Here is a 16,155-nt window from a genome sequence, read left to right as displayed (position 1 = left end):
GCTAAGCAATATGAAAAATTATATAATCAAAGCGGGCCTTTTTGTAGCATTAGCTGCATCGTTTAGCAGTTGCAAAAAGGGTATCGACGAGAGATTTCTTAATCCAGAGAAATCAACCACTAAAAGCATTCCCGGTTTTTTTACCGCAATGCTTAACAATGACCGTGTAGCGGCCAAGTACTGGAACGTACGTACCTTCCTAAGTCTTATGCCAGGTACTTATGCCCAAACTTCTTTCTTTGCAAATAGCAATGGCGCTTACCAGCAAAGTGACGATTATGGGCAACAGTACTGGAATGATTTTTATGCTCCAGGTGGAAACGGATCAGGGCCAATGGCACAATACCGTACGATGGAAACAGTGTACAATACATCAGATGAAGCTGAAAAAGCCACAAAGACCATTTTTATGCAGGCAGCTAAAGTTGTTCTGATTGAGCAGGCAGCTAAAATGGTAGATCTTTGGGGTGATATTCCGTATTACGAAGCGGGTAGCCTGGTTACTCAGAGTACTATTGTTTATCCCAAATATGATGAGCAGAAAACATTGTATACCCAGTTTATCGCTGACCTGGATGCCGCTAATACTTATTTTAAAACTGCGGTTACAACAGCCGAGTTTTCAAAGTATGATATTCTCCTGAGCGGTAGCGTTAGTAAATGGCAACGTTACGCAAACTCACTACGTTTGAGATTGCTGATGCGTATTTCTAATGTAGAAGAGTCTACCGCAAGAACAGCAATTTTAGCTATGCTAAATGATCCGACCAACTATCCTTTGGTTGACGGAGCTGGTGTTGCGGCCTATGGCCCAAAAGCTACCGATATCCTGTTGAGTCCTTTAACCAATAACACCAGTACCTTGATTGATGCTTTTCGAGAAGGTAGCTGGTATGCCACTGATGTGATGCTAAATGACGTGATGATTCCAGCAAATGATCCAAGAATTCCGGTTTTTTATGACAAAAACAGCAAGACTGTGAATGGTAAACTGGTTCAGAATGCAGAGTTCAAAGCAATGCCGTACGACTTCACTACTACGGAACAGGAAAATAATTATAACAACTATGCAGTTGTAGATTCGGCAACTTATTTCCAGAATCTTAATTTGCCAGGTATCGTTATCACCTCTTCAGAAGTGAACTTCCTTAAAGCAGAAGCATTTGAACGTTGGGGAAGTACTGCCGATGCAAAAACAGCATACGACCTTGCATTGAGACAGTCTGTGACGTTCTATTATTACCTGAACAATCTGAATGCTTCAGGTGTAAAAACAGAAACACTGCCTGCAGCATCAGTGATAGATGATTTCGTGAATTCTTCTACAGCTTCTTATCCTGCTTCAGGCACTACCGCAAAACTTGCTGCGATATATACACAGAAGTGGTTAAATTATGGCATACTTCAATCTACAGAAGCATGGTCTGAATACAGAAGAACGGGTTATCCTGTCCTTCAATTTGTAACTACCGGAAAACTTTCTGGTTTCGATGTTCCACCTAACAGATTGGTATACCCTGCAGGTGAGAGAAATTACAATGGTGCAAACTATGCCGCAGTACAAGGTAAAGACACCCGCCTGACTAAAATCTTCTGGGATGTAAACTAAAGTTGTCCCACAAATATTAAAAGGCTCATTATACGCTGCATCTTCCTGATGTAATGTGTAATGAGCCTTTTTTACATGATAACCATCATTATTTTTTACAGGTGGAATACCGTCCTTTATGCAGTGTAAAGCCCAATAGGGATCCTGAAGATTTCAATGCTCCATTACGCTTTATTGCCTGATCAAAAACCTGTAGAGATGAATATAACCTATACCAATGTCCAGCTTACCGAGTCGGGAGGTTGTGGCAAAAACCCAGACCTGTGTTACCGGTATTTTTCTGTCGAACCGGAAACCCTTTCCAATATTGTCCTTGATTTTGTGTATGCCCAGCACCGGGTATCGGCCGATCAGTTTTATTTCAATGACCTCATTTTACTGAAAACTCACGGTACTTCCATTATCCCCGTCAAATCCTTACAGGATATTTTGAGTGCAATCAGGGAAGAAAATGAAGACCGCTTCTTCGCACCCGGATCAATGAAAATACAAGTTACAAGGGAGGAAGCAACAGCAGGATAATCCGTTGATACCGGCTTATTCTTTCTTAACCAGCAATACCGGAACAGGTGACTGATCGATCACACGCTCTGTATCATTCTTGAAGAAAAGCGCCTTCAGCCCCTTCTTTAATGAGCCCCGCATCACAATCAAATCTGATTGTTTTTCAATGGCTTCGTTGACCACTACCTGTGCCATATCATTTGTGACACATACTTCGGTATTCCTGCGTCCGGCATTTTTAAAGATCCTGTTCGACCAGCTCAGCAATGCCTCCCCTATTTCAGCCGCCGGCTGCTGGTTTCTATTGGCAAAAGGGAATATCCCAATACTCGAATTGTTTTTTTTAATGATGGGTAAGGTCGCTTCCAGCTTTTGGATACCGGAAGAAACGGAGCGTACCGGAAAAAGGATGCGTTTAAAATCGGAAAAACTCTTTTTCGCCGGGATAGCCAACACAGGACAGGCCGCCTGCTCCATCACTTTATAAGGACTATTTGCTTTGCTGGCTGTAAAGAAGTTCATACGTGGTGCACTTTCAACAATGATCAGGTCGCAATGCAGATCATTTGCCTTCTCTGTCACGCCTTCATATAAAGCCCCGTCATGGGTAAAAAAGTTACATTCAATTGCATATTTCGATTCAATACTTTTTGCCTGTTTTTCCAGGCTATCGGCAATAGCTTTATTTGTCTGTAAAATGCTTTCGAATGTTCTTGCATATTTTCCCGGATGCATGGCATACTGACTTTCATCCCTTACAAAAAGCAGGTGCATTGCAGCAAAATGTCTTTTACAGATCGCAATGCCGGTTGCAATAGCGCTCTCTGCAGATGGGGAAAAGTTGATGGGAATAAGTATATTCTGGATTGATCTCGTCATGCCGTAATAGTTAAGGTTCAATAAAATCCAGCCTGGGCCAGTATCTTTAGTTATGAATGGCAGAATAAACGCCAAAAGGTTCATGTGAATGGTGAAACTATCCTGTCCTGAAGACGATGAAAAATAGTTTAAGCAGTCAATTACACGTAAGGAGCTGAATATTCATTTCCTTCTCTCACGAAAATAGAAAAAATCAGGCATTTATCCAAATTACAGCCTTAAATACACAATAAACACAGTTTCAGGATATAATCCTTCTCCTTCATTTGTTCCCGAAAGGTAAAATTCACGGTTCATGAGCGGGATCATTTTATAGTTTTTTTGCTATTTTTTATATTTGAGCGACTACCTAAATATTTACATGATGATCAAAAAAGCTTTTTTTATCGTTGAATTGGTTATACTCTACCTCATCTCCCTCTTGCCTTTAAGACTCTTATATATTCTGTCCGACTTCTTCTATTTCCTGGTGTATTATGTCTTCCGGTACCGCCGTAAAGTGGTGGATGAAAACCTCCTGAATGCATTTCCTGAAAAATCTGATGAGGAACGTGCCCTGATCAGGAAGAAGTATTTTCATTACCTGTCCGACCTGGTGGTAGAAACGATAAAATTGTTCACCATTTCACAGAAGGAAGTCATGAAACGGGTAAAAGTACCAAATCCTGAATCCGTAAAAAACATATTTTCCGAAGGCCAGAGTGTGATTGGGGTGTTGGGCCATTATGGCAACTGGGAAATGGGGGCACTTCGTTTTAGTCAGCTGTTTGATGAAAAACGCGTCATTGTCTACAAACCGCTGAGTAATGCGTATTTCAATGCACTCATGATCAAAATGCGCTCCAGGTTTGGGGCCACAATGGTGAGCATGAAAAGCACCATGCGCAAATTGATAGAATTCCGGAATGAACGCACGGTTACGGTAATGGTTGGCGACCAGACTCCTGCGAAATCAGAAATCCATTACTTCACCAGATTTCTGAATCAGCCGACAGCTGTATTTCTGGGGGTGGAAAAATTGGCAAAGCTGACCAATAGTGCGGTTATTTTCTGTGATATCCGGAGGATAAAAAGAGGTTATTATCAATGTTCTTTTGTGCCCATGTTCAAAGAACCCAAATTAACGGAAGAAAATGAAATCACCGATGCCCATGTGCATTACCTGGAACAGGTGATCCGAGAGCAGCCCGAATACTGGTTATGGTCGCACAGGCGCTGGAAGTTCAAGCCCGCAGACCTGCAGCACGGTTAAGCGGGAAATTTGCCTTTCCTGGTTCTTTGAAATCCGCTTCAATCCCTAATTGTTTGTTTTAAACCAATTTTTGTCCTCTTCGGCAGCAGCCCTGCCTTCTCTGTAGATTTATTGCTTAGTTTTGTTTCATGGAGGTGAAACTACCCGTAAATACACTAATCCGTCTCAATTGCCTGCTGTCACTGATCATCAGTGGATATGTTTACATATTTCTTCAGCTGGACAGGTACCAGAACAGTACGCTCGTATACACGATCATGACTGCAGTGATTGTGTCACTGATTGGCCTGGCCAACATCTACATCGTAGTGCGGCTGAATAGAATTTTTGGGATGAAGTCCAGGAAATTCAAACAGTACAGGTATATCATTACCTATGCAGTCAGCGCCATCGCCTATCTCCTGATCTGGCCGATTTTCGCCACGCTTGCCGAAAAGAAATTCTCCTACGCTGATATCTATACCTTTTTCATTTTGGTGATCTCCAGTGCATTGATCAATACACTGATCATCCTTTCTCAAAACCTGATCCTCCTGCAGAATGAAAAGGCAAATGCAGATGTAGAGCTTTCCAGCCTGAAAGCCGCACATGCCGAGGCCGCCAATCTGCTGTTGAAACAACAGATACAGCCGCACTTCCTGTTCAATGCCCTCAATATGTTAAAGACCCTGTATCGGGTAAATACAGACACCGGAGATGTCTATATGGTGCATCTGGCAAATTTCCTGAGGGCCTCGATTTCTAACCACGCCTCGAATATTTCCACCCTTGGGGAGGAACTGGAAGTACTCAAAGACTATCTGGAAATGCAAAAAATACGTTTCGGTTCTGCCCTGAACTGTACCATCAATGTCCGGGAAGACTGTCTGCAAGACTATTACCTCCCTTCATTTTCTTTACAGCCATTGCTTGAAAATGCCATCAAACACAATGAACTGACAGAAGAAATGCCTTTGTATGTGACTATCAGTATTGCATCTGACCGCATCATGGTGGCCAATAACCTGCAAAAAAAGAAAATCAGTGAAGTATCGACCAATAACGGACTGGCCAACCTCGCCGAGCGGTATCGCTTATGGTCGGGCGACGAAGTTATTATTCAGGAAACACCACAACAATTCCTTGTAAGCATAAAATTATTAGCATATGAACGTAGTCATCATTGAGGATGAAAGATTTGTAGCGGAGGACCTCGAAAGGAACATCATTACACTGATCAATGAACCTGTAAACATCACTCAGCTGCGATCGGTGAAGGAATCTGTCGCCTATTTTAAAACCGGGCCGCAGCCCGATATCATCTTCAGTGATATCCAGCTGGGCGATGGCCTGAGCTTCGAAATATTTATCGCGGCAAAGGTAACCGCACCTATTATTTTTTGTACGGCATACGATGAATATGCACTGGAAGCCTTTAAGGTCAATGGCATAGACTATATCCTTAAACCCTTTACCACACAGACACTGGAGCGTGCTTTGGCGAAGTACAGTGAACTCAAAAACCTGTTCGCCTCGGTAGAACCCCAAAAGTATTCGCACCTGATGCAGGTACTTGCCGAAAGGGAAAAGGTAAGGGCTGCTTCCATACTGGTGTATTACCAGGACCGGATTATGCCGATTAAACTGGAAGATATCGCCCTCTTCCAGCTGGAGAATGATATCATTCACCTGCATACCTTTTCCGGCAAGGTCTATTTCCCGAACAAAACGCTGGATGAACTGGAGCGGATTACGGGTGATCATTTCTTCAGGGCTAACCGCCAGTTCCTGGTCTGCCGGAAAGCCATTATTGATGTCTCCAGTTTTTTTTCCAGAAAACTGTCGCTTAACCTTACCGTTCCGCTTGCTGAAAAAGTCACGGTAAGTAAGGGTAAAGCCTCTTCTTTTCTGGAATGGCTGGAGAAAGCCATTTAATTTCCCTCCCGCCCTCTCTTTCCTGATTTTGTCCGCTTCGGTTTCTTTTCCCTTTATTTTAAGGCCCTGGGCATAGACATTCGTGCTATTATATCTTGAGCCATGATAAAGCTGGCTCTTTAGTATTAGTCAAGAATGAAGAGAAAAGACATCCTGTTTGTGTTATGCATACTCCCCCTTTCCATCTCAGCCCAGGATACCTGGAATCTCAGGACCTGCATTGAATATGGGATCAAAAACAACCGCAATTCCGCCGTTTATGAAAATGAGAAAAAAGTCGCCGATGCCAAGGCAAAGGAAGCCCTTGCAGCCTACCTTCCGGCAGTAAGCCTTACAGGTACCGTGGATGACAACCTTAAGGTTCAGGAAACGGTGATCCCTGCCGGGGTTTTCGGCCCGACAGATACCCGTGTGGCCTTTACCAAAAAGTTCAGTACCAATGCGACGGCACAACTGGACCAGACGATATTTGACCATTCCCTGTTAACCGGCCTGAAAGCAAATAAATATAGCCGGCAGCAGTCGGACCTCAATCTTATCAAAAATGAGGAGACCATCATCTATAATATCAGTACCGCCTATTACCAGATTTTTGTTTACCGGGAGCAGCTGGATTTGCTGCATGCCAACCAGGAAACCTACCTGAAACAAATGGAGATTACAAAACTTCAGGTGGATAAAGGTATCCTGCTTAAAAAAGAACTCGATAAGGTGACTGTGGATTACAATAACTCCGTTTCCCAGGTCAGGGTAGCAGAAAGTGACCTCAGTCTCAGCGAAAATCAGCTGAAATATGAGATGGGCTTTCCATTCGACAGTACGCTGAAAGTGGAACAATCTGCTTCAGTCATCAACCCGGAACTTCCTGTCTCTTCCCTGTCTGGCACGGAGTCATTTTCTGTCATGAACCGTACAGATTATCGCCTTGCGGAAGTAGATGCAAAATTGATGGATATAGATCAGAAAAGGATCAAATCGGGAATCTATCCCAAACTGACAGCTTACGTCAGGTATGGTGCTGTAGGTTTTGGCGATAACCTGAGTCCCGCTTTTTCCAGCCTGTCCCCCTTTTCAGCCGTAGGCATCAAACTAAACTTCCCCATCCTTGATTTTTTCAAGCGCAATGCCCAATACAACCAGGCAAAATACAAAAGCAGGAATGCACTGGAAACCCTGAAGCTGAACGAAGGGAAATTCCGGATGGAATTTGAGAATGCCCGGACAAAAGTGAGTAAGGAGCAAAGCAATGTGGCCAACAACAAACGCAATATAGAGCTGGCACAGTCTGTACTGACCACAACAGACCTTCAATACCGCAAAGGAACAACCGATATGACGGAATGGCTTACGGCACAGAATTCATTGAAAGAAGCCCAAAACAATTACCTCAATTCCCTTTATAATTATCTGCTCGCCAAAATTGATCTGGAGAAAGCTGGCGGCACTTTAAAAACTTTTTATACCTCTCTACCATAAACCATGAAGAAGAAATACATTTTAGGAATAGTGGCCATAGCGCTGGTGTCACTTGTCATTTATCAGCTTTCTGCAAACAAAAAGGAACTCAATAAGAAAAATAACCAGGCCCCGGCAGCAAATGTAAGCATCCCGGTAAAGGTAGCTCAGGCAGTGGAGGAAGAACAGGAAATTGTCATCAGGAAAACCGGGAACCTTGCTCCTTTCAAAGAAGTGAAAGCCCTGGCGATTACCGGAGGAACCCTGGCTTCAGTACTGTTTGAACTGGGAGACCAGGTCAGCCAGGGACAGGTACTGGCCAGAACGGATGCCCGGACTTATCAGCTGGACCTTCAGAAAGCAGAATCGACTGCATTGAAATTGCACAACGACCTGAATACTTATACCGAGCTCCTACAGGGACAAGCGGCAACACAGGAAAAGGTGAATCAGGTGCGTCAGGACTACCTGGATGCTGTCAATCAGGTGAAACTGGCGAAGAAAAACCTGGCCGATGTGGTGATCAAGGCCCCTACTTCCGGAACAATAGCGGTCAAGTCTGTTGAACAGGGTTTGTTCGTCAATGCAGGAACAGAAATTGCCACGATCATCAACTTATCACAGGCCAAGGTAAAGGTTAACCTCACAGAAACTGAAGTCTACCAGGTATCGGAGGGACAACAGATTAAGATCACCACAGATGTTTACCCGGGAAAAGAGTTCCATGGTAAAATCAGCTTCATTAGTCCACAGGCAGATGAAACACATAATTATTCCGTAGAAATCATGGTCGATAATGCCGCAAAAGCCGTATTGCGCTCCGGGACTTTCGTCTATGCCGATTTCTCCAGAAAAACAAAACAAACGGTATTGGTCATTCCGCGCGAAGCGCTTACAGAGAGTGTTAAAAATGCTTCGGTATATGTGGTATCCAACAATACCGTACGCCTTAAAAGTATCCGCACAGGTCTGGAAATAGCTGGAAAGATCCAGGTCATCAGCGGACTGGAAGCGGGTGAGGTGGTGGTTACCTCCGGCCAGATTAACCTCCATGAAGGCAGTTCAGTAAGTATATCAAAATAAATCACAGGGAATGTCAATAGCAGAAATTGCCGTCAAGCGGCCCTTACTTATCATCGTTATTTTTACGGTACTCCTCCTTTTCGGGGTACAGTGTTACTTTAAGCTGAATTATAACCTGCTCCCTAAAATGGAAGTCGGTGCAGTATCAGTGAGTACCATTTATCCGGGAGCTTCCGCAGCAGAAGTGCAGACTTCCGTAACCCGAAAACTGGAAGATGCCTTTGCCTCCGTGGAAGGACTGGACAAGATCAACTCTACCTCCCAGGAGGGGGTATCGCAGATCTCCGTGCAGCTTAAAAGTGGTACAGATGTCGATGAAGCAGAAAGAAATATACAACGGAAAGCCGATCAGGCGCAGAATGAACTGCCAGCCGACATCGACCGTCCGGTGGTCAATAAAGTCAATCTGGAAGAAATGCCGGTGATCCGTGCGGGTGTGACCTCCAACCTCGCGCCACGTCAACTGTATGACATGGTGGATAAGGAACTCACCCCTATCCTTCAGAATGTTGTAGGGGTTGGACAGGTGAATATTGTAGGAGGTGATGAACGTCAGATCCAGGTCAACATAGACCAGGAGAAGCTGAAGGCCTACGGACTGAGTATCACACAGGTAACGGAGTCAATAAACAATGCCAATAAATCCTTCCCTGCCGGTAAAATTGAGACAAGGGATCAGCAGTTATCCATACAGTATGATGCCAATGTCAGTTCCATTGCCCAAATCAGGGAACTGATTGTGAAACAAAGGCCCGGAGAAGGAACGATTTATCTGAAGGACCTTGCCGAAGTGGTGGATGCAACAGCAAAAACTACCGCCATCAACCATATCAATGGTATTCCTTCTATAGGAATCCAGGTAATTAAACAATCTGATGCCAATGCGGTAAATGTAAGTGAAGGGGTAAAAGAGAGTTTCGCGAAGATTGAAAAACAATATGCCAGGAACAACCTGAAATTTACGGTATCTACCGACCAGTCGACCTACACACTGAAATCTGCCGATGCCGTTATAGAAGATATGGGACTGGCAGTCATCATTGTCGCGATTGTGATGCTCGCCTTCCTTCATAGTTTCCGCAGTTCCATGTTCGTCCTGGTGGCCTTACCTTCTTCTATCATTCCGACCTTCATTGCCATGTATTTCATGGGCTTCTCCCTGAACTTGATGTCTTTAATGGCCATGTCGCTGGTTGTGGGTATCCTCGTGGATGATTCCATTGTTGTCCTGGAAAACATCTACCGGCACCTGGAAATGGGATCGGATAAACAAAAAGCAGCACTCGACGGACGTAATGAGATCGGCTTTACGGCAATGGCCATTACCCTGGTGGATGTGGTGGTATTTTTACCGCTTGCACTTGCCGGGGGACTGATCGGTTCCATCTTAAGGGAATTCTCGCTTGTGGTTGTTTTTTCGACCCTGATGAGTCTCTTTGTCTCCTTCACGATTACCCCTATGCTGGCCAGCCGCTTTGGTAAGATTGAGGAGATGAACGGCGATACCCTATGGGGAAGGATAAATCTGGGGTTTGAAAAGCTGATCGATGAGCTTAAGGAAGCATATGCGAAAAGTCTGGAAGTCATCCTTAAAAAGAAAAGATGGCTTTTATCGGGTGTGATCCTGTTGATCATCGGTTCACTGATGCTGGTCCTGAAAGGATTTATTGGTGCTGCATTCATTCCGGCGGCCGACCAGGGGGAGCTGATGATCAAGCTGGAGCTTTCCCCGGCAGCGAGCATTTACCAGACCAATATGGCTACACAGCAGGCAGAAAAAATCATCATGAAAAGACCTGAAGTGAATAAGGTTTTTTCCAGTATAGGTTTTGTGACGGGCAGTGTATCCGGATCGGCAAACAACAGCAACCTGGCAGAGCTCACTGTGACCCTCAAAGAGCAGAAAGAAAGAAACGTATCTTCTGAAGAATTTGGTATTGAAATTCAGCGACAGCTCAGCAGTGCCATTCCAGGTGCAAAGGTAACGGCTTCACCGACATCCATCACAGGCTCCGGGACACAGGCACCTATTCAGATTGCGATTAAAGGAATTGACCTCGAAGCGATCAGGAAAGTAGCAGAAGAATATAAGCAGCTGGTGGCTTCAGTACCAGGTACCCAATTTGTCCAGCTTTCTGTAAAAGATCAGAAACAACAGATTGAAGTGAAGCTCAACCGGGAAAAAATGACCCTCCTTGGGCTCAATGCCACGCAGGTGGGCAGTGCATTACAGAATGCGTTCAGCGGGGATGACAAGAGTAAGTTTAAGCAATCAGGGAATGAGTATGATATCCTGATTAGCCTGGACCAGTATAACCGTTCCGATATCAGCAATGTAAGAAACCTTTCCTTTACCAATAGCGATGGACAAAGCTTTGTGCTGAGCCAGTTCGCGGAGGTGAGCGACGGACTGGGTGAAAGTGTGTTGCAGCGCAGTGACCGTCTGGGTTCCATCACTGTCAATGCCAACGTAGCGGGAAGGCCAGTAGGCTCAGTAGCGACCGATGTGCAGGAAAAAGTGAAGCAGGTAAAATTACCCGAGGGAATCACAATCGAATACCTGGGGGATGTAAAAAATCAGGGGGATGCCTTTGGCAGTCTCGGACTGGCGCTGATCACCGCAATATTGCTGGTCTACCTGATCATGGTTGCCCTATATGAAAGTACGATCTATCCATTTGTGGTGTTGTTTTCTATCCCTGTAGCCTTGATCGGTGCCTTACTGGCTTTGGCACTGACGATGGAGACCCTGAATATATTTTCCATTATTGGAATGATCATGTTACTCGGACTGGTTTCCAAGAATGCGATCCTCATCGTAGATTTTACGAATCAGCTGAAAAGCGAAGGCCGCCCCGTTTCCGAAGCTTTGGTGGAGGCCGGAAAGGAGCGCCTTCGTCCGATATTGATGACCACACTGGCCATGATACTGGGTATGTTGCCCATTGCCCTGGCCAGTGGTGCCGGATCTGAGATTAAAAACGGGATGGCCTGGGTGATTATTGGCGGACTCAGCAGTTCGATGGTCCTTACCCTCTTTGTTGTCCCTTCGATGTACCTGATTATTGAAAATATGAAAAACAGGTTTTCGAAGAAAAAGGAAGAGCGCAGCGGAACTGAAATAACAGATTCCCGGCACAGCCCTTCATTGAGTTAATCCTACCCGCTCATCCTTTAAATATTTACTGTAAAACTTAATGAACCAATGAAATACTATCTGATCCCTTTTTTCCTGTTTCTTCTTAGCGCTGATGTTTGTACGGCACAAACCATTTCAGAAGTATCCAAACGTCTGGCCAAGGACTCTGTCATGAACGAAATGATTGACCAGGCCGCCATCAGAACACCTGTGCTGAGGCAGCTGAACATCTCCACAGATATCATCACCAATGGTGATATTACCAGTGAGCTGAATGGCAAACCTTTGTTTAAAGGTAAAGCACGAACCATACGGACCAATATGATCGTAAATGTTCCCGTAATCTCCTGGGGTAAAAACTCATTTTCTACTACAGTCAGTTATTTCCAGCAGCATTTGCGGATGACGGAGATACAAAGTTTTGTTCCGGAACTGGGCAATCAGGACCTGGACTTTAACAAATCCACTGTCGGGTTGACGGCATCCTTTTCAAGGGCAGACTCTCTTTTCAATCGCCCGGTATACTTCTCCGCAAGTGTATCAGGACTGACCAATGATGCAAAATCCCTCAAAAAGATAAGTTACCTGGCCACTTTACTCTTTCCGCTGAAGCAAACTGCTAAGACAAGATATTCCCTTGGTCTTGTGATCAATATAGACCCTTCCCTGGATATCCCTGCATTCCTGCTGTTTACCTACTGGCATAGATTTGATAACGACCTGGAATTTACCTTTAACATGCCCTCACAGATAAGCCTGAGAAAAGGGTTTTCTGACCGGCTCTGGTTAACTGCTGGTTCTTCCCTGTCTGGCTCCGTGGCTTTCTTCCAACTGAACAGTCCGGTGCTGCCCAATGATGCCAACTATACGACAATGGACCTGAAAAGTGGTGCCGGTGTAGAGTACCGTTTGGGTAAAAAAATACTGATTGGCGTAAATGGAGGGATACTAACTCCTATTACTGCGCGTGCTTTTGAACGGAACGAATCATCTAACGATTATTTCCTCAAAAATAAACTGAGCAATGTACCGTATGTCAACTTCAGCTTCTCTGTATTGCCTTTCCTGAAGCGGAAAAGATAATTCCTCAAAAAATGGTGTGGTTAAATTGCCACACCATTTCAAGGATATTATACTGTTTGATCTGCCTTTGCTTTCTTCCCGATTGCTTTCCTCACTTCAGGGGCAATCTCTTTACCAAAGATCTCGATAGACTTCATCATGTTGGCATGTGAAGGATCTCCAACGTCCATGTGGCCAATAAAGCGGGTAATGCCAAACAATTCGTGCATGTACAGGATCTTATCTGTTACCTGTGCCGCATCTCCAATAAATAAGGCACCATCTTTTGCACGTCCTGCCTGGTATTGCATTTTGTTATAGGGTGCCCAACCGCGACTGGCACCGATCCTATCCATCTGCGAGGCATAGTTTTGGTAATAACCATCGGCGATAGCAGCCTCATTGCTGATAAAACTATGGGAATGGATACCAATCTGCATCTTCGCCACATCATGGCCACTCTTCACATATTCCTGTTTATAAAATTCAATCAGTGGCTGGAACTGTTTTGGCATTCCACCAATAATAGCAACAATAAGGGGTAAGCCCAATCTTGCTGCACGCAAAACTGATTCCGGTGTTCCGCCTACAGCGATCCATATGGGCAGCTGGCCATTATTGGTTGCTCTGGGTAAAACGGTCTGGTTGACAACCGGAGCACGTAATTTACCCTCCCAGTTCACCACTTCATTGTTATTGATCTGAAGCAATAAGTCCAGTTTTTCCTCAAACAATTGGTTATAATCATTCAGGTTGTAGCCAAATAAAGGGAATGACTCAATAAAACTTCCACGGCCTACTGCTATTTCAGCACGGCCGCCAGAGATCAGGTCGATTGTTGAAAAATCCTGGTAAACTTTTACAGGCTCTGCCGAACTCAGCACCGTAACCGTACTGGCCAACTTTATATTTTTTGTAATGCTTGCAGCAGCAGCGAGGACAATTTCAGGAGTTGAAACTGCATAATCCGGTCTGTGGTGTTCGCCAAGACCAAAAACATCCAATCCCACTTCATCAGCCAGTTTAATCTGCTCCAGAATCTCATACAGTTTTAACTGCGCTTCTTTTGGTTTCCCGGTTGCAGGATCAACAGACAAATCGCCAAACATACCAATACCTAATTCCATAATCTTACATTTTTATAAAAACAAATTTACTCAACCATCCGGTCCTGAATATTGATGTATGTTAATTAATCAATACTTGTCAATTAACTACTCATATGCCGTTTTGGGATACAGGAGTTGGTAAGCATTGTAAATGGCCTGATGACCTGCAGTCGCATGTTTCTCTTTCTCCAGGTAATCAAAAAATACTTTGGTGTGCTTCGATGAATGTTGCTGCAGCACCTCTGCCAGTGCTACAGCATCAGTATACATAATGTCATCTTCATTCTTATCAGATGCCCCGATATACACTTTAACTGCGGTTTTATGATCCTTATCCAACAACTGCGGGGCTTCTTTCAAAAGCAACTCTCCACCCCACCACAGACTCGGATTTACAATGATATAGGTATTAAAAAGATGGCGATACCGCAACAGAATTTCTGTCGCCAGTAATCCTGCGAATGATTCCCCTATCAGGGTTTTCTGCTGATTCGTATGGTAAGTTTTTGTAATATATGGCTGCAACTCTTTTTCGATGAAGCTGATATAGTTTGCAGAACCACCATAACTGGGGAATTGTTCTTGCCTGAATCCCATTCGCTGAAGGAAATCTAGATTGGCTACAGCAAAGGAACAATCTCTTTTACGGTTTACATTTTCAATCCCCACTACTATAGATTTGGGAAAACGATCAATCCAGGGCTGCGTATTGTACTTTACAATTCCGGTGATATGCACAAAATCTTCTTCTACACCCCCGTCTATGATATAAATTACCGGATATTTCGTGGTGTCTGTTGCGTTGTATCCCTCCGGCAGGCTGATGTTGATTTTCCTGGTCTCCTGAAGAATGGAAGACTGGATTTCATCGGTATGTCCGATACTTATTGGTTTACCAGATTGCGCGGATACTGATATACTCCAAAGTAAAAGTAGAATTATTGAACCTTTAGTGATTGGATGAAACATATAATTGTGTTTAGTCTATTAAAAATCGGGGATTCTGTTAGGTTACCAACTCAGGTAAATGAGCCGTAAAAATCAAATATAGATTAATTACATGGTTTAAAGATATACACACCCTGATCGGTTTTCTACATGTATTTTACAGCGTCAAAAATCCCCTCTACATCGCTTCAATATGAAGGTTGATCACCTGAAAATGATAGTTACACCAAATTATTTTGTAAAACTTTATCCAGCAAAGGAGAATATTGGTGTAATGAATATAACTTATCAGGATAATAAGCCTGTTACCAGACAGCATAGCCAGTATTCTTCTTCTACTATATAAATAAAGGTACAAATGAATCTATCATTGCGATTGCCAATATACCTGCTGGAACCAGACAAATACACATTATTATAAAAGTCATTTAAAACTGAATCATAAATCAAAAACAACTGAATTTAAATGACAAATATCACAACACATATTATGACCTTTATCACTTTTATTATATTTGTAGAAATATAGATGGGCGTTAATGCCCGAATTTTGAGTGCAAATTTAATGAGGGGTAAACTAAGAAGACATACACGCCGCGTAAAATATATATTATACAAAGAAACGCTGATTGATTACAAAGAGCATATCTGGACATTCATTGGTTCATTTTGTGGGATCGGACTGATAGGATTATTACACAGTCAATACTTTACAGCCTCTGACAACCTATTTCTGATTGGTTCCTTTGGCGCGTCATCTGTATTAATCTATGGTGTAATCAACAGTCCGCTTGCACAACCCAGGAACTTACTTGGTGGACATGTATTGTGTGCCATCGTAGGGGTCACCGTTCATAAGCTGATCCCCAATGAAATATGGTTATCATCGGCACTCTCCGTATCACTCTCTATTGTATTCATGCAAATCACCAAAACACTGCATCCTCCGGGCGGGGCAACAGCACTAATTGCAAATATTGGCTCTCCGGCGATTATTTCGATGGGTTATCTCTATGTGCTGACTCCGGTATTTTCCGGGGCATTTATTTTATTGATGGTCGCTATATTTTTTAATAACAGGACTAATCATCGAAGTTATCCGAATAATAAAAAATGGTACCTCCTTCATCAACGGTATAAGCGCCAGCCGGTAAAACAGGGTCTTTATAAAATCCCAGGAGCCAAGTAAGTAATAGCCGAC

The 16,155-nt window shown here is 43.7% G+C and carries 13 protein-coding genes; 10 read left to right on the top strand and 3 right to left on the bottom strand.

The genetic code is table 11. From position 1 onward, the window contains the following. Positions 1–10 precede the first annotated feature (10 nt). Positions 11–1,609, top strand: a complete 1,599-nt coding sequence (locus tag ACSBL2_RS06240; RefSeq protein WP_442590814.1) for a SusD/RagB family nutrient-binding outer membrane lipoprotein — start codon at positions 11–13, stop codon at positions 1,607–1,609. 198 nt (positions 1,610–1,807) lie between these two features. Beyond that, positions 1,808–2,131: a hypothetical protein gene (locus ACSBL2_RS06235; RefSeq protein ID WP_442590813.1), complete on the top strand. Its 324-nt coding sequence runs from the start codon at positions 1,808–1,810 to the stop codon at positions 2,129–2,131. 15 nt (positions 2,132–2,146) lie between these two features. Here ACSBL2_RS06235 and ACSBL2_RS06230 read toward each other — a convergent pair whose 3' ends face one another. Beyond that, complete coding sequence (locus ACSBL2_RS06230) at positions 2,147–2,992, bottom strand: universal stress protein (protein WP_442590812.1); 846 nt, start codon at positions 2,990–2,992, stop codon at positions 2,147–2,149. Positions 2,993–3,353: 361 nt separating this feature from the next. Between ACSBL2_RS06230 and ACSBL2_RS06225 the strand changes: the two genes are divergently transcribed. The 7 genes from ACSBL2_RS06225 (at position 3,354) to ACSBL2_RS06195 (ending at position 12,918) form a co-directional block, all read left to right on the top strand. Further along, complete coding sequence (locus ACSBL2_RS06225) at positions 3,354–4,244, top strand: lysophospholipid acyltransferase family protein (RefSeq protein WP_442590811.1); 891 nt, start codon at positions 3,354–3,356, stop codon at positions 4,242–4,244. A gap of 128 nt (positions 4,245–4,372) precedes the next feature. Then, positions 4,373–5,410, top strand: a complete 1,038-nt coding sequence (locus tag ACSBL2_RS06220; RefSeq protein WP_442590810.1) for a sensor histidine kinase — start codon at positions 4,373–4,375, stop codon at positions 5,408–5,410. Beyond that, on the top strand, positions 5,391–6,158 hold the full coding sequence (locus ACSBL2_RS06215; RefSeq protein ID WP_442590809.1) for a LytR/AlgR family response regulator transcription factor: 768 nt from the start codon (positions 5,391–5,393) through the stop codon (positions 6,156–6,158). Before ACSBL2_RS06220 ends, ACSBL2_RS06215 begins: the two co-directional genes overlap by 20 nt. 135 nt (positions 6,159–6,293) lie before the next feature. Then, complete coding sequence (locus ACSBL2_RS06210; protein WP_442590808.1) at positions 6,294–7,634, top strand: TolC family protein; 1,341 nt, start codon at positions 6,294–6,296, stop codon at positions 7,632–7,634. A gap of 3 nt (positions 7,635–7,637) precedes the next feature. Further along, positions 7,638–8,696, top strand: coding sequence for an efflux RND transporter periplasmic adaptor subunit (locus ACSBL2_RS06205; protein WP_442590807.1), 1,059 nt, complete (start codon positions 7,638–7,640; stop codon positions 8,694–8,696). A 10-nt stretch (positions 8,697–8,706) separates the two neighbouring features. Then, positions 8,707–11,853, top strand: coding sequence for an efflux RND transporter permease subunit (locus tag ACSBL2_RS06200; RefSeq protein WP_442590806.1), 3,147 nt, complete (start codon positions 8,707–8,709; stop codon positions 11,851–11,853). Positions 11,854–11,901: 48 nt separating this feature from the next. After that, the gene (locus ACSBL2_RS06195; protein ID WP_442590805.1) at positions 11,902–12,918 is read left to right on the top strand and encodes a hypothetical protein; all 1,017 of its coding nucleotides are present in this window, start codon (positions 11,902–11,904) and stop codon (positions 12,916–12,918) included. Between the two features lie 47 nt (positions 12,919–12,965). Here ACSBL2_RS06195 and ACSBL2_RS06190 read toward each other — a convergent pair whose 3' ends face one another. Both ACSBL2_RS06190 and ACSBL2_RS06185 read right to left on the bottom strand, forming a co-directional pair. Further along, positions 12,966–14,024 (bottom strand): LLM class flavin-dependent oxidoreductase, encoded by a 1,059-nt coding sequence (locus tag ACSBL2_RS06190; RefSeq protein WP_442590804.1) that lies wholly within the window; start codon positions 14,022–14,024, stop codon positions 12,966–12,968. Positions 14,025–14,111: 87 nt separating this feature from the next. Next, positions 14,112–14,975: an alpha/beta hydrolase gene (locus ACSBL2_RS06185; protein WP_442590803.1), complete on the bottom strand. Its 864-nt coding sequence runs from the start codon at positions 14,973–14,975 to the stop codon at positions 14,112–14,114. Positions 14,976–15,519: 544 nt separating this feature from the next. Between ACSBL2_RS06185 and ACSBL2_RS06180 the strand changes: the two genes are divergently transcribed. After that, the gene (locus ACSBL2_RS06180; RefSeq protein WP_442590802.1) at positions 15,520–16,143 is read left to right on the top strand and encodes an HPP family protein; all 624 of its coding nucleotides are present in this window, start codon (positions 15,520–15,522) and stop codon (positions 16,141–16,143) included. Positions 16,144–16,155 lie beyond the last annotated feature (12 nt).

It is taken from the genome of Pedobacter sp. AW31-3R (assembly GCF_052180285.1).
In the GTDB taxonomy this organism is placed as follows: domain Bacteria; phylum Bacteroidota; class Bacteroidia; order Sphingobacteriales; family Sphingobacteriaceae; genus Pedobacter.
Note: the sequence above shows the minus strand (reverse complement) of the source record. Positions and strands in the feature narration are given on the sequence as shown.